The sequence below is a fragment of the Rickettsiales bacterium genome (genome assembly GCA_041396965.1).
Classification (GTDB): domain Bacteria; phylum Pseudomonadota; class Alphaproteobacteria; order Rickettsiales; family SXRF01; genus SXRF01.
On record JAWKXN010000001.1, the window covers coordinates 1998397 to 2019573 of the forward strand.

Here is a 21177-nt window from a genome sequence, read left to right on the forward strand (position 1 = left end):
AAAATATGTAAACAGCAAATTATAAACAGCAGCATGGAGTGACGCCTAAACGACCTCACCCCATAATAAAAAAGTCAGCAGAATTACTTAACTTCAACAGTAGCACCAGCGTCAGCAAGAGTTTTCTGAACTTTATCAGCCTCTTCTTTAGCCACACCCTCTTTAACAGGTTTTGGTGTAGATTCAACAAGATCTTTAGCTTCTTTAAGACCAAGACCGGTAATTTCACGAACAGCCTTAATAACCGCGATCTTCTTATCAGCAGGGAATGACGCGAGAATAACATCAAACTCTGTCTTAGCTTCAGCGGCAGGAGCAGCAGCGCCACCAGCGGCACCAGCAGCGGCGACCGCTACAGGAGCAGCTGCAGAAACACCCCATTTTTCCTCAAGCATTTTAGAAAGTTCTGCTGCTTCAATAACAGTAAGAGCGGACAAAGTATCCACTATTTTCTCAAGATTTGTAGACATAAATAATACTCCCAAACAAAAACAAAATTAATAATAATAAACAATAAACCGACAAACTACCCTTTATCAGCATGAGCAGATATAACTCTTGCCACCTGCCCCGCCGGAGCTTTAACAACACTGGCTATGCGTGAAGCAGGAGTCTGTAACATCCCAACAATCTTAGCGCGCAATTCATCAAGAGACGGTAATTTCGCAAGACCTTCTATAGCCTCAACATCCAAAGACTGTGAACCGAAGGAACCCCCAACAATCTCCAGCTTATCATTGTTCTTAGCGAAATCCACCAATCCCTTAGCGACAGACACCGGATCAGACGAGGTAGCTATAACTGACGGTCCATTAAGAAACTCACAAACCCCCTCAAGAGGAGTGTCCTTAGCAGCAAGCTTTGCTAAACGATTCTTAATAACTTTCAATTCAGCTCCAGCATCTCGCATGTTACGACGCAATTGCGTCATCTGCGCAACGGTAAGACCTTTATTATGAACAACCAAAGCTATAGCAGCACTAGTAAGCCTACCATTAGTAGCTTCAATCATCTCTTTTTTCTGTAAACGAGTCATCGGCATATTTTTTCTCCTTTAAGCTGCCAATAAATCAGCAAGTTCTAGCTTAATCCCCAATCCCATAGTTGAGGAAATGCCAACTTTCTTTATATAGTTAGACTTAGCCGCTGAAGGCCTAGCTTTGACCACAGCGCCGACAAAAGCCTTAACATTCTGCTCTATAGCGTCCTCACTAAAACTAGCGCGCCCCACACCAGCATGAATAATCGCTGTTTTATCAAGACGGAACTCAACTTGCCCTGATTTCGCCGACTTAACCGCGTCAGCCACATTAGGAGTAACAGTACCAAGCTTAGGGTTTGGCATAAGCCCTTTAGGTCCTAATACCTTACCAAGCTTACCAACAACTGCCATCATATCAGGAGAAGCTATAATACGATCAAAATCGGTAAACCCTCCAGCAATTTTTTCAGCCAGATCCTCAGCACCAACGAAATCAGCACCAGCCTCAACAGCCTGAGTTGCTTTATCTCCTCTTGCGAACACAGCCACACGCACCTCCTTACCGGTACCGTTAGGCATAGACACCATACCACGAACAAGCTGATCAGTCTGACGAGGATCTAAACCCGTATTTATAACTATCTCTATGGTTTCATCAAATTTTGCGCTCGCCATCGACTTAACCAATTTCACAGCTTCCGCTAAAGGATAACGCTTATCTATATCCACTTTGCCTAGCATTGCTTTTCTTTTTTTTGAAATTCTTGACATAACTCTACGCCCCCACCACTTCAAGGCCCATTGATTGAGCGGAACCACATACCATCTTAACGGCTCCATCAATATCATTGGCGTTCAGATCTTTCATTTTTTCCTGAGCTATCTCACGCACTTTATCCATAGAAATCTTTCCAACCACGCTACCTTTTCCAGGAGTCTGCGACCCTTTCTTGAGATTAGCAGCTTTTTTAAGATAATATGACACCGGAGAGAGTCTAGTCTCAAAAGTAAACGTTCTATCCTGATAGGCGGTTATCGTAACTGGAATTGGAGCACCGGGTTCATTTTTCTGAGTGGCAGCGTTAAACGCCTTACAGAATTCCATGATATTAAGACCACGCTGACCAAGAGCGGGACCAACAGGCGGAGACGGATTAGCTTTTCCGGCGGGAATCTCCAATTTAATATACCCAACAATTTTTTTTGCCATTTATACACCTATTAAATTAATGGTTTTAACGTCCGCATCTCACTAAAAAATCATAAAAAACAATCTATTAGCGGCAAACTCCCAAAACAACTTCTGAGAAAGTCAATAAACAGAAGGAGCGGTTTTATAATTGTGTTTTAGTATTAATGCAAGAGTTTTTTTACCAAAAATTAAATAAATATAAAAAAATTACACGGTTAAAAAAATTGAAAGTAAAAGTAAAAATATATTCTACATATAATAAATAGAATAATTGACTATTTTATCTTATTAAATTATCAATATGACCATAATTGATACAGATGGAACATTTTATCGTAAATCATGTCATGAAAGGACACATAAATAAATTATAAAACTTAATTAAAAATCAGAAAAATTCTTTGCTACCAAAACAACATACTGAAATATAATAAATTAAATAATCAAATTAGTTAAAATGCCATGATAAGATTAATTCTTTATTAAACAATAAAACAAATAATTAATATAGAGTAGTTATGCATCATTTCTGTATATGTAAATAAAATACAAATTAAAGGAACTGGGTAATTCATGACAGCAATCTCCAAAAACTATAATTCTGTACTCTCAAAAGTAAACTTACTAGTAGTTAACGAGGATGATAATGTAGCAATAATGCTGCGCGATGTTTTATCAAGTCTCGGCTTTGGTACCGTAATAGTAGCCAATGATGGTTATCAAGCCGTAAAAGTAATGAAAGAAATAGACATAGATCTTATAATAACCGATTGGGAACTTACCGCGAAAGAAGACCTACACGCTCCAAAACAAGACTCAAGCAAAGTTATAATTCCCATAGATGTGGATATGTGGTCACCAATCCCACCTAACGATGGTGTCGCTTTTGTACGCTATATACGCTCTTCAAAACACTCTCCTAACAATTATGTAGCGATAATAATGCTTACCAGCCAAGCACAAGAAAGCCATATAAAACGTGCCCGTGACTCAGGAGTAAACGAAATCATGCTAAAACCAGTATCGGCCGAATCACTATGTTATAATATTATTAGGGTAATAGACCATCAAAGAACTTTTATTACCTCACAAAATTACAAAGGTCCCTGCCGGAGAATGGTTAACAAACCACCTCCAAATCAGATAGAGCGCCGTAAGCGCGATATTAAAATAATTAGATACTCAGAAAAATGACGATATGACAGTACAGAAAATCAACGAAGAACCAGCAGCGAAAATAGAAAAAGAATCAGCTATCCGCAAAAAAATTGGTAAAAGCGTAAAGCTGGAAGAAATATTTACTCCCGAAAAAATTCGTGAATGTCAGAGCATAATAGAAAAAGCTCACGAAGGATTTCATAAGGATATCCTTGACATATGGCAATTTATAATAAATGATTTTAGTGAGTTTACGAAAAACCCTAAGCAAGGTTCCACCTTGATTACACAAATAAATAAAAACGCTTTCTTAATAAAAGGAAAGCTCGACGCTGTTGGCTATAATTTAGGGATGAACATAGCGAAATCGCTGCAGGAGTTTTCAAAAAACGATAAAAATCCCCATGAAAACATTATAATATATAGCAAACATATTGACGCTATGAACACGGTAATAAAAAACAAAATAGAAGGAGATGGCGGGAAAACCGGATCTGAAATGATGCTTGCTCTATCCGTTTTGATAAAAAAATTAAGAAAGTAGATATAGCGTTTCTACTTCCTCCGAGCCTCTAGATCTTATTTCTAACCACAAACAGGACGAAACCTACCTACCTCAGGCTACTTTCTCTACCTGATTATATTCCAAATCTACCGGCGTTGAACGACCAAATATAGATACTGACACTTTAACACGCGACTTCTCATCATCAACACCTTCAACTAAGCCGATAAACGATTCAAAAGGTCCTTCAATAATTTTAACATTTTCTCCAATCTCAAAACTAACTGTAGATTTAGGACGTTCCACACCCTCGCGTATCTGGTCAAATATGGATTCCGCTTCCTTATCGGTAATTGGTACTGGCCTACCTTTACCACCTCCACCAAGAAATCCAGTAACTTTAGGTGTATTTTTCACCATATGCCAAGTAGCGTCATTAAGCTCCATCTTCACCATAACATAACCAGGGAAAAATTTACGCTCAGACATAACTTTCTTACCCTTACGCACCTCACTAACTTCCTCAACTGGAACGACAACTTCCTCTATAAGATTAGCTATATTATTTTTTATCGCTTGCTCTTTTATTGACTCCGCTATCTTCTTCTCAAAACCGGAATGAGCGTGCACAATATACCAACGAAACGCCATATTTTATCTTTCTCTAACTATTTATAGAATTAACCAAATCACCTTACAAACAACTGTGTAATACCGAATAAAACCTATACTCCTATTATCGCTTTCACAGCTGAAGCCGCTACAGTATCAACCAACAGAAATATCATAGAGGCAATTAACACAAAAATTAGTACTGTCACAGTTGAGAGCATGGTTTGCTTCCTTGTTGGCCAAGTGACGCGTCTCATTTCTTGACGAGTCTCACGAACAAATTTCGCTGGATTAACGGTGGACATTTTAACGACCTCTCAACTAGATTATATAACAATACGGGGAAAGCCCCCTTATATTAAGATAAGCGATAAATTTCAATAATTATTTATCTAAACAATACAAGCAATTGTTATATATAAATTATAATGACATAATACCATCAACTTCTTTTCTTATTATATCAGATTTATTAACTGATTTTCCGTAATAAGGATCATATTTCAAAAATATATTATGCCAATCATCCCTATCATAAAAATCTCTTATATTATCAATGGAGATATCCTGAAAATCCTTTATTTCAGGCACCAAGCCAGAAGCCACAAAGCCACAATAATCCCATGACGAACCTTCAAATCCATGATAATAGACGCAAGGAAGTCCCGACTTAAGTATCTCCAGCACAGCGCTAGTATTGCCAACCACAGCTATATCACAACGCTCTATATCATCCATAAGCTTATTTTCTGTGGATAAAACAACATTATCTTTTATAATCAACGAAAAATCAGGGCGTGCCAATGGTTCAGGATGTGGACGGATTACTATATTTTCCGGCTGCCAGATTCTTTTCAAGGAGTCCACACCATAGATAAGCTTATCCATATTTACCGGAGCGGTAAGGAAAATTCCTATCCGCATATTAACATTTCTCAGCCCACTGGTCCGTATAGGCATAGATTTGCCTTCTAGCCCCATAAAAACGACTCTACCTATATTCTGTCCGTCCTTTCCGGTATTCCTATAATTATCATAAGAAACGGAGCCATCAAAAAATATCAAATCAAAATTCTGAGCCGTAACCCTGAAATGATGATGAATGAACGAATGTGTCATATAAATAATTTTCCGACTATTCTTGCGAGCGGCGTAAATAAGAGCTAACCCATCAGGACTGTAGTCGCTAACCACAGCTACAGCCTTACAATCTATTTTCTTTATCTCCTCTACAAACCGCAGATAAAAACCTATCATACTTACGCTGCGGCAAGCTGGCATGAACCCGTATTTACGGTTAATATAGGAGACAACAGAAAAATATTTTCTTACCCTACCCAAATTCCTACAGTATAAAATAAAATATTTTAACGAGCTTAATGAAACAATATTCCTCACACTAATATTGACGAATCCCACCTTACTCCTACCAACAGAATCAGCGAAAAAATTAGCGTGTTTCTTCTCATTACAAACATTCGCGGTAATTATTATTGGATACTCTTTAATATCACGCAAGCTTAAAGACAGAAATGATTTTGCACCATAACAAGCGACCATTAATGTTGAGAATATATTCGGATGAAGAAATCTATGAATATTGAAAACTAACCTAACGAAAAAAGAGCGTGACTTTATATCCTCAAAGATCTTTTCATAGCCAATCGATACTTTTAGAATTATTCTTAAAGGAGTTAATAAATTAATACTCATTTGTGACCTAGCATTAAGATAGATATTTATAAACAATAACAATATTTTAATATAAAGAACATAAACTTATCACAAAAAATATAATAAAAACCTTTAATAATTCATAAAATATAGAAAACTTCGCCAATTCCTAAAATCACATGGACAAAATAAAAAAACTATTAAAATACACTATTATCTACGGAATATTAAATGGGATTGAGGCCTTAGTGCCATTTTTATTTCTTATTATATTATCAAGATTCTTAACTACCGAAGAGTATGGTGTTTGGTCATTATTCGCCGGATTATACGCTGTAGTCATACCGTTAATAGGTGGCAAACTTGATGATGCGGTAAGAATGCACTTCAACGAGCTGACCAACAATAACCTCAACAGGTTCATCAGTACGGCATTATACCTCATAACATTTCTTAGTCTTTTATTGTTATTTATCGTAACAAATTTCTCCTCATTTTTCTCATCTATAACCAAATTTCCCGAGCGTTGGTTATGGACTATAATCATGGTAGCTTTTTTATACGCGGTGTCCAACATACTGCGCTCAATCTATCAATTCAAAGAACGTAGTGGGCAACTAGCTACCATGGTCGTAATAAGAGTCGCTATAACACTAGCGGTAACCAGCGCTTTTGTAATCGCTGGTGCGCGTTATACCGCGGCTATATTTGGAACCGCTACCGGTCTTGCTGGCTCAATATTGATTTCCACTATATTATTTAGAATATATCTTGATATAAATGTTTTCAGCAAACTTGATCGCAAATTCCTATTTTTATTACTTAGATTCTTTATTATTTACCTTCCAACAGCTATGGGCGCTGTTTTAATCCCGCTCACTGACCGGTTATTTATTGCCCATATTGAGGGATTAAGCGAAACCAGTTTTTACTCAATAGCAAATCACTTCGGAGCGATAATAGGCTTACTAGTAAGTGGATCTTTTCTATTCGCGTGGCTGCCATGGATATTTAATCTTTTACGCAAAAATGATAAAGAAAGTATCAAAACAGCTCACATAGCAACTTTATTATTTTACATAGGGTTACCACTGATAGGACTCATAATATGGCAAGTTTCCATCTTCATAGCCCCATACCTGATGAGCGAGAATTTCCTAAAAGCCTCCGATTATATTTTCTGGTTGATTATAGCGGCAGTGATACAAGGATATTTCACATATAATCAAGGTTTTCTACATTTCGCTAAAAAAACAAATATCATGTCTTTATGCTCCGCTGTAGCTATTATCAGCAACATAATATTTGATTATATATTCATAATAAAATATGGAACTGTGGGAATAGCTTACGCGACAATAGTAGCTTACGGTTGCGCGGCAATCGTAAGCGGAATAATGGCAGCATATTTTATCCGCTCACACATTGCTACAACTTGTGTAAATCAAGAACATAAAAGTTACCATGACTAAACACAGCTTTATCATATAATTTCGGCAAGATAAATTTACCTTTACCTTCCATCCATAATTCCTCTATTTTCTTAGAAAATGGATTAAAATAGTATGGTGGTTTATCATTTCTGAAATAGTCCAATTCAACCACAAGATAATCTACCCCAAACTTATCACGTAAATTATAAATTGCTTCCATATCAGTCGCTAAATAGGCATCCGTCAAAGCATACATACGGGAGCGCATTTCCATAATGAAGTCATGATAAAATGGTTCATGAAATTTAAGAGTAATAAAAGCCTTACGCTTAGCTAAATATGGTACAAACTCAATAAATCCTCTACGATTAGGCCACCCTGCTATCATAGAATCCTTATCGGTAGTTTTTATATGCTCATAACCAGCCTTATACTCATCACTAAATGAGTGATAACCATTAGATTCTAAATCCGTACTATTAATCTGCAAAGAAAATACTATCGTAAGAATAACCACGATAAATCTAGAATCAATATTAGGCAGCACACTGCGTGCCAATCTATTATCTTTTATAACAGCATTAAGCGATACAGGTAATACAAGACAATATATCAAAGGTAGAATATAAATTAGTAAACGATAATAATAACTATAGAAAGAAAAGTAGCATATCACTAACAGCATGAGAATTGACCATAGAAACGCCTGCAAACGATCTTTAGAAACTGCATTACTCAAATCTTTACAGAACAATCTAAATCCATAAAAGCACACAAACATTGTAATAAAAAATAACGTTAGATTAATAAATACATCTATAGAATCATAAACATACATTTTGAAAAGAAATTTTCCTAAAACATAAAATACCGGCATAAAAGAATCATAAAAATGACGACCACCTTTTGCCGATTCAGCTACCTCTGGATAAATATCCGTCTGAGTAAATGGTTTTATATATTCACCATATCCATCAACCTTACCTAAGGAAGATAAAACAACCCATATGGGAATAGCTGCAACAATTAACAGCAATATAAAACGTTTGGATAAAGACCAATTCTTTCCTTCACCTCTACTCTTTTGATTTGTTATCAGCAAATAAAACGCCATAGTTGGACCAGCTACAACTGCCGTAATAGGATAAAATAGAGCCGACAATACGACTATAACCCCCATCATATAAACTCTGCCATAGACCAACGCGGCTAAAAAACAAGCGGTAAAAGGATACGCGAACATATGTGGTATCGCTGATGTAATCTGATAAGAAAAAATAGGGTGTATAAGCACTAATACACTCGTTGTCCAAGCCGCGTACCATCCACCCAATTTCCAAGCTGCTATCCCCATAGCAAGAATAGTTACTGCCAGTAAAACTATCGGAATGACTTTATGAATTATGTAAATGTCAAAATACCCAACCAACACCCTATTAAGCCAGTTATACCCAATCATACCACTGAACCTACTTTTATACTCAAGGAAATAGTCATTCCTAAACAATTCAGGATCCAAAAACCTGTGCTGTATAAACAACTCACATTGCTCAAAATGAATCAAGTACGGATCAAATAAACTGGATATATGCGTCCCAATAATTGGGTAATAAATTATAAATATGGAGATTATAAGTAATAAAATCTTTTGTGTATGGGTAAGGTTCATGAAAAAATCCTTAACAGCTAACAATAATAATTGTGTAAGTCTATACAAATTTTGTTGAAATTAAACTATGTAATGAAATACAAATAATGACTTAGACTGTAAACAACCTAATTAAGAGAGTACACTAGAGTCTAAAAGATATACTTAATATACAACTATTAACTATGCATGACAAAATATAAATATCACCTTATACTGCAAGCACGCTTGTCATCCTCTAGACTTCCAGGAAAATCTCTATTGTCTATACATGGAATTTCAGCGATCAATTTAATTATAAAACGATTGGAATCAACTAAATATAACATTATTTTAGCCCTACCACACGGACAGGAAGGAGAAATAATATCCAAACAATTAGACAACAATAATATCAGCACATCTTTTGGTAGCTATAACAATGTACTAGCAAGATTCATTGAATCCACCAAATCGCTTGACAATGAAGACATTATTATTCGCTGTACAGCAGATAATCTTATCATAGACAATCATTTTATAGAAGAAATGTTGCCAACATACAACGATGGTTATCTATATGCGGAAATAAATAACCATATATATGGACTAAGTGCTGAGATGTTTAAGGTAAAACACCTAAGAGAAGCTCACACCAATACAGATAGTGATTTTGATAAAGAACATGTGACACCATACATATACAAAAAATATGGAAAATCGCCATTTCAACATGAATTCACCAAAAAACATAAATTACGACTTACACTAGACAATTATGCCGACTTTACAAACATAACAAACCTTTTTTCGCAATTTGATTCGTATAACACGAACTGGCATACTATGCTTGAAAAAGCCTATGAAATATTTGAACCAAATAAACCGATAATAATAGGTACAGCTCAATTCGGTATGGATTACGGAATAAATAATTGCAGCGGGCAAATCAGCAATGACGATGCCAAAAATATTTTTGAATTAGCAATAAATAGTGGGATAGGCTGTATAGACACAGCTCCATCATATGGAAACGCAGAAAAGATAATAAGTGATAATGCTGGATTACTAGCAAATACTAAGATTTGCACAAAAATATCACCAGACACAAAAGCGGAAGAGATAGAACTACAAATAGCAATAATCTTAAAAAATATGAAAAGAGATTCTATAGATTATATGCTACTACATAATGCTGACCAATATGGTGGTATTATATGGAAGAAATTACAAGAACTAAAGCATAATGGCTTAATAAGCAAGATTGGTCTTTCTATATACTCACCTAAACAAGTCTATAAAATAAAAAATGATGTTAATGTAATACAATTTCCAATAAATATTCTTGATAATAGGTGGGACCATTTTTTAGAAAAAAATAAAGACATAGAGTTACACGCACGAAGTATATTTCTACAAGGCCTTATACTAAATGATAATTTGCTTGAGCAAAAAGGATTAACGCACTTATCTTTTATTCTAGATAGTCTAGTTAAAAAACACCGATACAAGAATCGCATAGAACTATGTATTTCCTATATAAAATCTATTCATCAGATAGATAAAATAATTATTGGAATAGACAATATTAATCATTTAAGAAACAATTTATTATATTTTAATAATAATATCCTCACTGAAGAGGATATACGAATAATAAAAAAGAAATTTATATGTGTCCCAGAAAACATTCTTGATATAAGAAAGTGGTCATGAGTAGTTTTAGCATAAAAGATAAGATAGTTCTTCTATCAGGAGCAAGCGGTCATATAGGATCCGCCACTAGGGATTATCTGAGGGATAACAATGCGATAGTCATAGCTGTCAGCAGGAATATAGAACACGGTGATGACAACTATAATCTAGACATAACCAACGATAGCGAGCGTAGAGATTTTATAAACTTGATAAGCAAAAAATATGGTCAAATATCATCTCTTATAAACAACGCTTATTCTGGCAACTCTGGAAAAATAGAGTATATTACAAGAAAAGACTTTGAGGATAGCCTGAACATAGGTTTAATATCGCCAATATTATTTATAAAAGAGTTATTACCACACTTTTCTAAAAATGGAGCTTCTATAGTAAATATAGCATCAATGTACGGTATGGTTAGCCCAGATGGAAGCGTGTATGACGAAGATGGCAAAAATAATAATCCTATTTACTATGGAGCAGGAAAAGCTGGGTTAATTCAAGCTACTAAATATCTAGCATGCCATCTGGCTAGTAGCAATATTAGAGTAAATGCCATATCACCAGGTGCTTTCCCACGAACAATAGATGATAACTCGCAAAATATCTTCTTAAATAAACTGACAGAAAAAACTCCAATGAAAAAACTTGGGATTCCTGAAAACCTATTCGGAATAATACATCTACTAATATCTAGTCACTCATCTTATATTACGGGCACTAACATACCGGTAGATGGAGGATGGACGGCATGGTGAGTGAATCTCCGCCAGCTTACGCAAGCGGTCTTAGGACGCGGATAAATTATTGTAGAATATAATCTAACTTACCCGCCACATATTCCTGTTCCTCTTCATTCATGGATGGGAATATAGGGATAGTAAGAGCGGTTGCGTAAAATTTCTCGGCACTTGGAAAATCTCCTGTCTTAAAGCCAAGATTTCTATAATATGGCTGCAAATGAATAGGTATATAATGAACATTAGCTCCAATTCCAGCACTACGCAGACCATTAAAAACTTTAAGTCGTAGCTCAGGGCTGGTAAGCCTTATTACATATATATGCCAACCAGAAACAGTACTCTCAGGAGGTAGCTCAATAGGTAAATCTTTAAGAATCTCATTATATTTCTGAGCTATAGACCTACGTTTTACTATAAAATCATCCAAACGCTTTAGCTGACTTATACCAAGCGCCGCCTGAATATCAGTCATCCGGTAATGATAACCTAGAAAACCTTGTTCATAATACCATACGCCGTCTAAATCCGTGATATTCACTAAATCATCCGGATTACGGCTTATGCCATGAGTTCTAAAAACTGACGAAAATTTTATTATATCCGAATTATTACTAACGATAACACCACCCTCACCAGTAGTAATCGGCTTTACCGGATGAAAACTAAATATAGCGGCATCACTATAAACACCAGAACCTATTTTTCTACCACAATCATAAGAAGCTCCAAACGCGTGTGCTCCATCCTCAAGAATTCGTACACCATAATTCCCGCATAAATCAGAAATTGACCTCATATCACATGGACGACCAGCAAAATGTACTGGTATCAATAAATCAGGAAGACTATTATCCTCCCGCGCCTTCGCTAATTTTTCTTCCAGAGCGCTAACACTCATATTTCCAGTCGTAATATCTATATCCACAAAATCAACCTGTGCGCCAAGATACAATGCAGCGTTGGCAGAAGCCACAAAACTATTGGGCGATGTCCACACTCTGCTACCTTCCTTGATACCAAGCGCCGCGCATGCTGTATGTAAAGCAGCCGTGCCACTAGCAAGAGCCACCGAACCAGAAGCACCACAATATCTGGAAATACTATCTTCAAACTTGCCGATATTATCACCCTGCGTAATCATCGGACTACGCAACACATCAACTACCGCCTGAATATCATCCTCACTGATATCCTGCCTGCCATATGGCAGAAAATCCCTACTTTTACTCATAAACTATCCATCAAAAGGCATAGCGTCATTAATCATAGTGGCAAGCTCTCTATCGTTTAGATAATGTTCATTGATTAAAGAATTATACTCAAAACCTTCTCTGACATACTTACCTTCCTCACCAAGAGAGTTATAGCTGTAATCAATCTTCTTCATTAATTCTGAGGAAGGCTTAATTAGGAAATAAGATTCAAATTCCAAAGTCTGATAGCTTAAATCCGCTGGGCACATTACCTCATGCAGCTTTTCTCCTGCTCTCATACCGACTATATCATGTTCCAAATTCGGTGCTACCGCTTTTGCTATTGTCTCAATAGTAGCGGAAGGAATTTTTGGAACAAAAATCTCTCCTCCTTTCATTTTCTCTAAACATGAGAGTACAAAATCAACTCCATGCTGCAATGTTATAAGAAAACGGGTCATTCTGCCATCAGTAATTGGAATACTTCCTCCTCCCTTTGCCACTATATTTTGGAAAAATGGTATAACCGAACCACGAGAACCTATTACGTTGCCATAACGAACAACAGAAAATCTTGTTTTACGAATACCGTGTATATTATTGCTGGCAACCGCGAGTTTATCGGCAGCAAGCTTGGTCGCGCCATACAAATTAATCGGAGAAGCGGCTTTATCGGTAGAAAGACATATAACCTTCTCAACATTATTGTTCAAAGCCGCCCTAAGTACATTTTCTGTACCCAATATGTTGGTCTTTACCGCCTCCATCGGATTATATTCCAAAGCCGGAACCTGTTTAAGAGCAGCGGCGTGTATTACTACATCAACCCTCTCCAACGCCATGTTTATCCTGTCATAATCACGAATATCACCAAGAAAATAACGCATGCAAGAACTATTATAATTGTCCCGCATCTCAAATTGCTTAAGCTCATCACGGGAGAACACTATCAGTCTCTCCGGCTCATAACGCTCCAAAACAGTTTTTATAAAACGTTTTCCAAAGGATCCTGTACCACCGGTAACTAAAATTGACTTATTATCCAACATATTATCCCACTTAATGATTTATTATGATAAAATACTGTATTATAGTCATTTATCTTTTACAATGTTAAAGAAATAGTAAATAATACTAAATACATATAATGAATATCATATTTCGTGCTGATTCCTCATATAAAATAAGCGCTGGGCATGTTATGCGCTGCCTTAACTTAGCCGATTATCTACTAATAAAAGATGTTAATGTATCATTCATCTGTCGTAAGCTTGCAGGAAATATAACAGATAATATCAAAAAAAAAGGGTATAAAATATACGAGTTGCCAGCGGATAATTCTTATGAGCTTAAAAACATAAAGCCAAAAATCCAGCATGAGCACTGGTTAGAGACCACATGGGAAAATGACGCTTCTCAAACTATAGAAGCCGTGAAAGGATTACATACTGATTGGTTAATAGTTGATAGCTACGCTATTGATGAAAGATGGGAAAGCGCGGTAAAAACCGCTCTTGATTGCAAGATAATGGTGATTGATGACCTAACCGATAGGAAACATAACTCGGATATATTGCTGAACCAAAATATCCTTACCTCTCCTGACGCATATAGCGAACTTATCCCTAAAGAATGCAAAGTATTTTTGGGATATGAGTATGCCATGCTAAAAAAAGAGTATTTTGAAAAAAAATACCGAACTCATAAAAATGCCTCCCCAGAAAATTTGTTTATATTTTTTGGCTCAGCTGATAATACTAACGAAACTGTAAAAACCTTAAACGCTCTTAAACTAGTAAACCATAAATTCAAAAAAATAATGGTGGTGTGTGGCTCCATAAATAAAAATCTGCCCGAAATAAAAAATATCTGCGAACAAAACAACTATGAATTACATATAGATACCACGCGAATGGCAGAACTTATCTCAAAATCAGATATAGCTATCGGTGCCGGTGGCGTAAATACATGGGAAAGATGCTACTTACACGTTCCGTCAATGGTTATTTCTATCGCCGATAACCAAACACAAGCCTCTATCAACGCGCATGAAAAAGGTTATATTTACTATATCGGAGAGTCGGAAAATATAACCACTGAACAACTGGCGAAACATATTGATGGTTTTGTGAGAGATAAACTGCTAATTAATAATGTAAAAGAAAAATTGGTTTATTCGTTTACCAACAATAAAATAAAAGAAATATACGATACATTATGAAAGTACAATTACTGGTAGATAATCCAAATTCATGGATGCTTCCATACGCTCAAAACATAAATGACGAGTTGAATAAAAGTAATATAAACTGCTCTCTTATTCTATCAAACGATAAAGTAGAGCAAGGCGATATATTAATATTACTTTCCTGTGAAAAAATATTTCGTGATTATTCAAAAAATAAACATAATCTTGTAATACATGAAAGCAATCTACCGCAAGGAAAAGGCTGGTCTCCTATGACATGGCAAATACTTGAAGGAAAAAATAACGTAACTATAACCATATTTGAAGCAGATGATAAAATTGATTCTGGAGAAATATATTTCCAAGAAAATGTGGTTCTTACCGGCTTAGAACTAATAGATGAAATCAGAGAAAAACAGGCAAAGGTGACTTATTCGCTAATAAAAAAATTTATATCTGCCTATCCTGATATAAAAAGCGAACATCAAGAAGGTGAGGAAAGCTATTACAAAAAAAGAACTCCTGAAGATAGTAGACTAGATATAGACAAAACAATTGACCAGCAATTCAACCTACTAAGAATAGTAGATAACGATAGATACCCAGCATACTTCGTAAAAAATGGAACAAAGTATAAAATAAAAATTTTCAAAGCATGACATCCATGAAACAATATATATTACTTACTTCAAGGAGATGGCATGAAAAAACCGTACGTAATCTTGGTAAGAATTTCTTCTTAATCAATAGGAAAGAAGATTTTACCTATGAGAATGTAAAAAAAATAAATCCTGATTATATATTCATCCCACACTGGTCACACACCATACAAGAGAACATACATAAAAATTTCAACTGTATAATTTTCCACATGACCGACCTGCCATATGGTAGAGGTGGAAGCCCTCTACAGAATCTTATAATAAGGGAGCATAAAACAACTAAAATATCCGCCATAAAATGCGAGAAAGAAGTTGATTCCGGAGATGTATACTTAAAACATGACCTTGATTTATCGGGAACAGCGCAAGAGATATTTGCAAGAAGCGCAGACATAATTGAAAAGATGATAAAACAAATAATAGACGAAGCACCATTGCCAACTCCACAAAAAGGAGAGATAGTGAAATTTACCAGAAGAAAACCTAAGGAAAGCGATATATCAAATTTAAGTTCTTTAGATAAAATATATGACTATATAAGAATGCTTGATGCTGATGGCTATCCGAAAGCGTTTATAGAGCTTGAAAACGGTATCAAATTAGAATTTAATAATCCTGAATATAAAGATGGAAAACTAACTGCCACCGTAAGCTTCAATAAACAACAAAATCCATGAAAGACTTATTAACCATGAAAAATATACTAGTAATAGCCGCTCACCCAGATGATGAGATACTTGGCTGTGGTGCGACTATGGCTAAATTAGCAGCTGGTGGAGCAAACATTAACATAGCTATTATGGCAGAAGGAATTACCGCAAGAGATATAGAACGTAACCAGCAAAATAGACAAAATGAAATAGAAAATCTAGCAAATATTGCTAATGAGTCGGCAAAAATAGTAGGGGCAAATAGCATAGATCTATTTTCTTTTCCTGATAACCGCATGGATTCTGTAGACCTACTTGATATAGTAAAAAAAATAGAGGAATTAATAGAAAAATACAAGCCAGACACCATATTCACTCATAACGCTACTGATGTAAACATTGATCATCAAATAATAAATCAGGCTGTTATAACCGCCACTAGACCAACCCCTGACCAATGTGTAAAAACTATTCTTTCCTTTGAAGTTGCTTCCAGCACCGAGTGGAAAACACCATACCAATTCCCAGCTAATTGGTTTATAGACGTAAGCGAGTTTATAATAAAAAAACTTGATGCACTTAAGCTATACGAATCAGAAATGCGACCTTTTCCACATCCACGCTCTTTAGAAGCTATAGAAGCGTTAGCAAAATGGCGGGGAGCGACAATAGGAGTGAATTACGCGGAAGCGTTTATTTTAGAACGACATCTACATAAATAAACAGGCTCACATGAAAATAGCAAACAGAGAAATAGGAACAGACCAGCCACCATTCATCATAGCTGAGCTTTCAGGTAATCATGATGGCTCACTGGAAAAAGCCATAGCTTTGGTTGAGGCGGCGGCAAAAGCTGGAGCGGATGCTATAAAACTCCAAACATATACTGCTGACACTATGACTATCAATTGCAAAAGTGATGATTTTCTAATAAGCGACAAGGAAAGCCTGTGGAGCGGCTACTATCTTTATGATTTATATGAACGCGCACACACACCATGGCAATGGCACGAAACTCTATTCAACCGAGCGAAAGAACTTGGCATGATAGCTTTTTCCACCCCATTTGACGCTACCGCCGTTGATTTTTTGGAAAAACTGAATGTACCGTGCTATAAGATCGCCTCATTTGAAAATACCGATATACCGCTCATCAAAAAAGTAGCCGCCACCGGCAAACCAATGATTATATCCTGTGGAATGGCACAAAAGGAAGAAATAAAAGAGGCGGTGGAAACCGCGCGTAACGCTGGTGCTAAAGATATTTGTCTGCTTAAATGCACCAGCAGCTATCCAGCGCGTATAGAAGACGCTAATCTGCGAACAATCAACGATTTGCGGGAATCATTCTCCACCCATGTCGGCATATCCGACCATACGCTTGGAATCACCGTTCCAGTAGCGGCGGTGGCTATGGGTGCTTGCGTAATAGAAAAGCATATAGTGCTAAAACGTGGTGGCGGTGAGGTAGATGGTGATTTCTCAATTGAACCGGAAGAGTTACAACAAATGCGAGAAGCTGTTGATATTGCGTGGAAATCCAGAGGAAAAATCTCATATGGTCCGGCAAGCGCTAAAGAAGAATCCTCAAAAATATTCCGCCGTTCAATATATGCAAGCAAAGACATAAAAAAGGGCGAAGTATTTACCACTGATAATATACGAGTCATCCGCCCCAATAATGGGTTAGAGCCAAAATATTTTGAGGACATAATCGGCAAGAAAGCAGCCGCAGACTTACAGTTCGGCACCGCACTAAAACATGAACATATTGATTATAAAATCTAAATATTTGTCTAACTTTTAAGGCTCTATGTTAAGTAAAATCTTAACCTTGCGATATTTATACTAACATAGTATACGTTACTTCATACATATTAGCGAATCAGCTTTACGGCACACATCTAAACACCATCAGGAATTAATTATGAGGTCTTATTTACGTAAGGCACGGCTTACCCTTTTTTCAATCAATTTATGGCGCAGAAGGCTGGTGTTTTGGTTTGGCGCGATCACCGTTGGTATTATATCATCCTATTTTGCGCTAGCGGTTGATGAAACTAACAAAATCTTTGAGCAATGGATAAAGCCAAACCCGCTACTTACATTAATCATATCACCATTAATATTTGCTTTATGCGCTTGGCTTACCAGTTTCGTGCCAACCGTTCGTGGCAGCGGCATACCACAGGTTATCGCCGCCCGTGTATTGCGTGACCCTAAAAATCGGGAGAGGTTATTGGGAATCCACATCGCTTTTATAAAAATATTCCTAACTCTTCTCGGCTTACTTGCTGGTGCCTCTATCGGACGTGAAGGTCCGACAGTGCAGGTTGGAGCGTCCATAATGCTTCTATGCGCTACTATCGGCGGAATCAGCGCACAACGTGGAGTTGTACTCGCCGGAGCCGCAGCAGGAGTCGCTGCCGCTTTCAACACCCCACTTGCCGGTATCGTATTCGCTATAGAGGAAATGGCACGTGCTTTTGAACATAGAAACAGCTCTATTGTCCTTATCGCCATAGTGCTGTCAGGCGGAGCAGCCATGTCAATCATGGGTAATTATGACTATTTTGGCTACACTGATATTTATATCCCATTAAATAGCAGTTGGTTGCCAATTTTGATAATTGGAGGTGTAGGCGGTATATGTGGCGGGATATTCGCCCGTCTTATCACTAATGGAGAAGGGTTTTTGCGTAATAGATTCGGGAAATTTGGAATAAAACGTCCGATATTATTTGCTGCTATCTGTGGTCTTACAGTTGCTGCTATCGGCATAATGAGTGGCGGTATTACATATGGCACCGGTTATACTCTCGGTCACGATCTACTACACGGTAAACTAGAAGCCGAATGGTGGCAAATGCCTGCAAAATTACTAGCGACTACCCTATCAACCATCAGTGGCATACCAGGTGGTATTTTTTCCCCTAGCCTTTCAGTTGGCGCATCTCTTGGAGCGGGAATAGCTGATTGGTTTCCGTCTATACAGACGCAGGGGGTTATAGTGCTTGCTATGGTCGCTTATTTCGCTGGCGTTACCCAAGCGCCAATCACCGCTTTTGTTATCGTCCTTGAAATTACCGGAAATGCCACCGACGCTGTACCGCTAATCGCCGCTGGTGTAATCGCCACCGCGATCAGCAGGATGATAAGCCCAACCTCACTATATCACTCGCTGGCAAAATCATTTATGCTAGACGAGAAAGCAGCAAAAACTGCATAAATTCGCTTACTGCAAAATTGTGTAACCTATGTCTCGAGAATAAAGTGTTACCTATCTCTCCGGTATGTACCTTTTTATTAATGGCGATCCCGGAGGGATTCGAACCCCCGACATTCAGCTTAGAAGGCTGACGCTCTATCCAACTGAGCTACGGGATCGCATAACAAAAGCCTGAGGAGCACGGAATATAGCCACTTAAGCCGGTTTTTGTAAATAAAAATAAAACAAAAAAGCTTTTTTCACCCAGAAATATTGTATATAGCTGTTGACAGTCTGAAGGCAATAGATATTTATAGCTGGAAAATGTTATCCATACCATAAACGGCTATTCATTTGTGTAATGGGCGGTTAGCTCAGTTGGTTAGAGCGCTACGTTGACATCGTAGAGGTCGGAGATTCGAGTTCTCTACCGCCCACCAGCCTACGCTCTTTGAGCTTCGGCTCGGCAAGCCAGCTTGTCGCATCGTAGCGCCTTCGGGTGCAAATATGGATGGTTTGACGAAACGAACGAGATTAGAGCGAAGGTCTGTCGCGCTGTAGTTGCGTTAGCAACATAGGCGGACTATAAAAGCATCATGAAGTATGTTTGTATCTTACAAAGTGAATCTAATGAATATCGCTATTATACTGGCATAGCCGATGACGTAAATGCGCGTCTAATCAAACACAATGCGGGTGAAGTTCTGCATACATCCAAGTACAAACCATGACACCTGAAAACATACATAGCTTTTACTGATGAAAAGAAAGCATTCAGGTTTGAAAAATATCTCAAATCAGGTTCAGGAAGGGCGCTAGTCAAAAAGAGGTTGTAACATTCATAAAGAATAATTGCTCAAGACCATACATAATCTCATATGTGTTTTTGAGCTTACCATTTATCTGTATTGCTATAAAATCACGACCAGCCTATTCGTTAGGTGTTTGGTATAATCGGTTGATGATGTAGGTTTGAGGAGGATACGTGGTAAAAGAGGATGGATTTTTACGAATTTTTTTTTTGCTATATGATCCCTATAAAACACACCCATGGAGAAGGTTCTGGGCACGATGGGTTGATTATTCCATTTGGGGATTTTTCTTATTTTCTGCACTTGTATTTTTTATTCTGAATAGTGGATTAGTCTTTCCAGAGTATCTTGATAATAGGGTGTTTTTGTCTATTTCAATTGTTACTACGTGGGTAATTATAGAGCCATTCTTTATAGCGCTTTGGGGAAGCACTCCTGGAAAATGGATGCTTGGTGTTAAAGTGCTACGGATAGAAGGAAACAAACTTTCTTTATCTGAAAGTGTACTCAGAAGTATTCAGGTATGGTTGAAGGGGTTGGCTATAGGCTTTCCTTTGTTCAATTTATTTGCAATGGCTAGGGCGCGAACAAAACTAGTCAACGAAGGCTCTACATCTTGGGATACCCCGAAGGGAAATCAAGTATTTATTTCCAAACCTAGCTGGCTTGGTATAGTTATGCTTGTGCTGTGGCTAACCTTCTATATCTATATGGCTACATTAAGGTGAACGCTTCATAGGTTCCGAAATTAGTTTCATCGCTTAGGTAGCTTGTCTTGTGTCTATTGTACTCCGCCAGTTTACGCAAGCGGTCTTATGGCGCGAATAAACTAATCTAGTA

Annotated in this window: 22 protein-coding genes and 2 tRNA genes; 13 read left to right on the forward strand and 11 right to left on the reverse strand. The window is 37.1% G+C overall.

Annotated features, from left to right (window positions below; genetic code table 11):
* Window positions 1-83 precede the first annotated feature (83 nt).
* Genes rplL through rplK form a run of 4 tightly spaced genes read right to left on the reverse strand, consistent with a single transcriptional unit; the run spans window position 84 to window position 2192 of the window.
* On the reverse strand, window positions 84-470 hold the full coding sequence (rplL, locus tag R3D71_10405; protein ID MEZ5692057.1) for a 50S ribosomal protein L7/L12: 387 nt from the start codon (window positions 468-470) through the stop codon (window positions 84-86).
* A 56-nt stretch (window positions 471-526) separates the two neighbouring features.
* Window positions 527-1042, reverse strand: a complete 516-nt coding sequence (gene rplJ / locus R3D71_10410; GenBank protein MEZ5692058.1) for a 50S ribosomal protein L10 — start codon at window positions 1040-1042, stop codon at window positions 527-529.
* Window positions 1043-1054: 12 nt separating this feature from the next.
* Window positions 1055-1753 (reverse strand): 50S ribosomal protein L1, encoded by a 699-nt coding sequence (gene rplA, locus R3D71_10415; protein MEZ5692059.1) that lies wholly within the window; start codon window positions 1751-1753, stop codon window positions 1055-1057.
* Window positions 1754-1757: 4 nt separating this feature from the next.
* Window positions 1758-2192, reverse strand: a complete 435-nt coding sequence (gene rplK / locus R3D71_10420; protein ID MEZ5692060.1) for a 50S ribosomal protein L11 — start codon at window positions 2190-2192, stop codon at window positions 1758-1760.
* Window positions 2193-2747: 555 nt separating this feature from the next.
* On the opposite strand from rplK, the gene R3D71_10425 reads away from it, so the two are divergent.
* Window positions 2748-3368 carry a hypothetical protein gene (locus R3D71_10425; GenBank protein ID MEZ5692061.1) on the forward strand — a complete coding sequence of 207 codons (621 nt, stop codon included), beginning with the start codon at window positions 2748-2750 and terminating at the stop codon, window positions 3366-3368.
* A 4-nt stretch (window positions 3369-3372) separates the two neighbouring features.
* The gene (locus R3D71_10430; protein MEZ5692062.1) at window positions 3373-3876 is read left to right on the forward strand and encodes a hypothetical protein; all 504 of its coding nucleotides are present in this window, start codon (window positions 3373-3375) and stop codon (window positions 3874-3876) included.
* A 72-nt stretch (window positions 3877-3948) separates the two neighbouring features.
* Here the strand turns inward: R3D71_10430 and nusG are convergent, their stop codons facing one another.
* The 3 genes from nusG to R3D71_10445 all read right to left on the reverse strand — a co-directional run bounded on the left by nusG (window position 3949) and on the right by R3D71_10445 (window position 6162).
* Window positions 3949-4488: a transcription termination/antitermination protein NusG gene (nusG, locus tag R3D71_10435; GenBank protein MEZ5692063.1), complete on the reverse strand. Its 540-nt coding sequence runs from the start codon at window positions 4486-4488 to the stop codon at window positions 3949-3951.
* 74 nt (window positions 4489-4562) lie between these two features.
* Window positions 4563-4754, reverse strand: a complete 192-nt coding sequence (gene secE / locus R3D71_10440; GenBank protein MEZ5692064.1) for a preprotein translocase subunit SecE — start codon at window positions 4752-4754, stop codon at window positions 4563-4565.
* Window positions 4755-4872: 118 nt separating this feature from the next.
* Window positions 4873-6162, reverse strand: a complete 1290-nt coding sequence (locus tag R3D71_10445; protein ID MEZ5692065.1) for a hypothetical protein — start codon at window positions 6160-6162, stop codon at window positions 4873-4875.
* A gap of 140 nt (window positions 6163-6302) precedes the next feature.
* On the opposite strand from R3D71_10445, the gene R3D71_10450 reads away from it, so the two are divergent.
* Entirely contained in the window at window positions 6303-7595 is a 1293-nt protein-coding gene (locus R3D71_10450; protein MEZ5692066.1) for an oligosaccharide flippase family protein, read from the forward strand.
* On the opposite strand, the gene R3D71_10455 is transcribed toward R3D71_10450, so the two are convergent.
* Window positions 7552-9225, reverse strand: a complete 1674-nt coding sequence (locus R3D71_10455) for a hypothetical protein (GenBank protein ID MEZ5692067.1) — start codon at window positions 9223-9225, stop codon at window positions 7552-7554. The genes R3D71_10450 and R3D71_10455 overlap by 44 nt on opposite strands.
* Before the next feature lie 168 nt (window positions 9226-9393).
* On the opposite strand from R3D71_10455, the gene R3D71_10460 reads away from it, so the two are divergent.
* Window positions 9394-10899, forward strand: a complete 1506-nt coding sequence (locus R3D71_10460; GenBank protein ID MEZ5692068.1) for an aldo/keto reductase — start codon at window positions 9394-9396, stop codon at window positions 10897-10899.
* Entirely contained in the window at window positions 10896-11639 is a 744-nt protein-coding gene (locus tag R3D71_10465; GenBank protein MEZ5692069.1) for an SDR family oxidoreductase, read from the forward strand. The genes R3D71_10460 and R3D71_10465 overlap by 4 nt, the downstream gene beginning before the upstream one ends.
* A gap of 46 nt (window positions 11640-11685) precedes the next feature.
* Here the strand turns inward: R3D71_10465 and pseC are convergent, their stop codons facing one another.
* A complete protein-coding gene (gene pseC / locus R3D71_10470) occupies window positions 11686-12855 on the reverse strand; it encodes a UDP-4-amino-4,6-dideoxy-N-acetyl-beta-L-altrosamine transaminase (GenBank protein MEZ5692070.1) in 1170 nt (389 codons plus the stop codon).
* Window positions 12856-12858: 3 nt separating this feature from the next.
* On the reverse strand, window positions 12859-13866 hold the full coding sequence (gene pseB / locus R3D71_10475) for a UDP-N-acetylglucosamine 4,6-dehydratase (inverting) (protein ID MEZ5692071.1): 1008 nt from the start codon (window positions 13864-13866) through the stop codon (window positions 12859-12861).
* A 98-nt stretch (window positions 13867-13964) separates the two neighbouring features.
* Here pseB and pseG point away from each other — a divergent pair, with 98 nt between their 5' ends.
* From pseG to R3D71_10505, 6 genes are all read left to right on the forward strand, one after another.
* On the forward strand, window positions 13965-15038 hold the full coding sequence (gene pseG / locus R3D71_10480) for a UDP-2,4-diacetamido-2,4,6-trideoxy-beta-L-altropyranose hydrolase (protein MEZ5692072.1): 1074 nt from the start codon (window positions 13965-13967) through the stop codon (window positions 15036-15038).
* Entirely contained in the window at window positions 15035-15664 is a 630-nt protein-coding gene (locus R3D71_10485; GenBank protein ID MEZ5692073.1) for a formyltransferase family protein, read from the forward strand. Before pseG ends, R3D71_10485 begins: the two co-directional genes overlap by 4 nt.
* A 5-nt stretch (window positions 15665-15669) precedes the next feature.
* The gene (locus tag R3D71_10490) at window positions 15670-16344 is read left to right on the forward strand and encodes a hypothetical protein (protein MEZ5692074.1); all 675 of its coding nucleotides are present in this window, start codon (window positions 15670-15672) and stop codon (window positions 16342-16344) included.
* 14 nt (window positions 16345-16358) lie between these two features.
* Complete coding sequence (locus tag R3D71_10495) at window positions 16359-17039, forward strand: PIG-L deacetylase family protein (protein ID MEZ5692075.1); 681 nt, start codon at window positions 16359-16361, stop codon at window positions 17037-17039.
* A 10-nt stretch (window positions 17040-17049) separates the two neighbouring features.
* Window positions 17050-18105: a pseudaminic acid synthase gene (gene pseI, locus R3D71_10500; GenBank protein ID MEZ5692076.1), complete on the forward strand. Its 1056-nt coding sequence runs from the start codon at window positions 17050-17052 to the stop codon at window positions 18103-18105.
* A 139-nt stretch (window positions 18106-18244) separates the two neighbouring features.
* Window positions 18245-19546 carry a chloride channel protein gene (locus R3D71_10505; GenBank protein ID MEZ5692077.1) on the forward strand — a complete coding sequence of 434 codons (1302 nt, stop codon included), beginning with the start codon at window positions 18245-18247 and terminating at the stop codon, window positions 19544-19546.
* An 81-nt stretch (window positions 19547-19627) separates the two neighbouring features.
* Here R3D71_10505 and R3D71_10510 read toward each other — a convergent pair.
* Window positions 19628-19704 (reverse strand) — tRNA-Arg (locus R3D71_10510).
* A 184-nt stretch (window positions 19705-19888) separates the two neighbouring features.
* Between R3D71_10510 and R3D71_10515 the strand changes: the two genes are divergently transcribed.
* Together R3D71_10515 and R3D71_10520 are read left to right on the forward strand one after the other, a co-directional pair.
* Window positions 19889-19965, forward strand: a tRNA-Val gene (locus R3D71_10515).
* A 545-nt stretch (window positions 19966-20510) separates the two neighbouring features.
* Window positions 20511-21065 carry an RDD family protein gene (locus R3D71_10520; protein ID MEZ5692078.1) on the forward strand — a complete coding sequence of 185 codons (555 nt, stop codon included), beginning with the start codon at window positions 20511-20513 and terminating at the stop codon, window positions 21063-21065.
* The last annotated feature ends 112 nt before the right edge of the window (window positions 21066-21177 follow it).

Excerpts from the sequence above, each read along its gene's own strand:
- R3D71_10460 (MEZ5692068.1), top strand. The coding sequence starts at position 9,394 with ATGACAAAATATAAATATCACCTTATACTGCAAGCACGCTTGTCATCC.
- pseG (MEZ5692072.1), top strand. The coding sequence starts at position 13,965 with ATGAATATCATATTTCGTGCTGATTCCTCATATAAAATAAGCGCTGGG.
- R3D71_10490 (MEZ5692074.1), top strand. The coding sequence starts at position 15,670 with ATGAAACAATATATATTACTTACTTCAAGGAGATGGCATGAAAAAACC.
- R3D71_10495 (MEZ5692075.1), top strand. The coding sequence starts at position 16,359 with ATGAAAAATATACTAGTAATAGCCGCTCACCCAGATGATGAGATACTT.
- rplA (MEZ5692059.1), bottom strand. The coding sequence starts at position 1,753 with ATGTCAAGAATTTCAAAAAAAAGAAAAGCAATGCTAGGCAAAGTGGAT.
- pseB (MEZ5692071.1), bottom strand. The coding sequence starts at position 13,866 with ATGTTGGATAATAAGTCAATTTTAGTTACCGGTGGTACAGGATCCTTT.
- R3D71_10455 (MEZ5692067.1), bottom strand. The coding sequence starts at position 9,225 with ATGAACCTTACCCATACACAAAAGATTTTATTACTTATAATCTCCATA.
- R3D71_10450 (MEZ5692066.1), top strand. The coding sequence starts at position 6,303 with ATGGACAAAATAAAAAAACTATTAAAATACACTATTATCTACGGAATA.
- R3D71_10485 (MEZ5692073.1), top strand. The coding sequence starts at position 15,035 with ATGAAAGTACAATTACTGGTAGATAATCCAAATTCATGGATGCTTCCA.
- secE (MEZ5692064.1), bottom strand. The coding sequence starts at position 4,754 with ATGTCCACCGTTAATCCAGCGAAATTTGTTCGTGAGACTCGTCAAGAA.
- rplL (MEZ5692057.1), bottom strand. The coding sequence starts at position 470 with ATGTCTACAAATCTTGAGAAAATAGTGGATACTTTGTCCGCTCTTACT.
- R3D71_10465 (MEZ5692069.1), top strand. The coding sequence starts at position 10,896 with ATGAGTAGTTTTAGCATAAAAGATAAGATAGTTCTTCTATCAGGAGCA.
- nusG (MEZ5692063.1), bottom strand. The coding sequence starts at position 4,488 with ATGGCGTTTCGTTGGTATATTGTGCACGCTCATTCCGGTTTTGAGAAG.
- R3D71_10445 (MEZ5692065.1), bottom strand. The coding sequence starts at position 6,162 with ATGAGTATTAATTTATTAACTCCTTTAAGAATAATTCTAAAAGTATCG.
- pseI (MEZ5692076.1), top strand. The coding sequence starts at position 17,050 with ATGAAAATAGCAAACAGAGAAATAGGAACAGACCAGCCACCATTCATC.
- R3D71_10425 (MEZ5692061.1), top strand. The coding sequence starts at position 2,748 with ATGACAGCAATCTCCAAAAACTATAATTCTGTACTCTCAAAAGTAAAC.
- R3D71_10505 (MEZ5692077.1), top strand. The coding sequence starts at position 18,245 with ATGAGGTCTTATTTACGTAAGGCACGGCTTACCCTTTTTTCAATCAAT.
- R3D71_10430 (MEZ5692062.1), top strand. The coding sequence starts at position 3,373 with ATGACAGTACAGAAAATCAACGAAGAACCAGCAGCGAAAATAGAAAAA.
- pseC (MEZ5692070.1), bottom strand. The coding sequence starts at position 12,855 with ATGAGTAAAAGTAGGGATTTTCTGCCATATGGCAGGCAGGATATCAGT.
- rplK (MEZ5692060.1), bottom strand. The coding sequence starts at position 2,192 with ATGGCAAAAAAAATTGTTGGGTATATTAAATTGGAGATTCCCGCCGGA.
- rplJ (MEZ5692058.1), bottom strand. The coding sequence starts at position 1,042 with ATGCCGATGACTCGTTTACAGAAAAAAGAGATGATTGAAGCTACTAAT.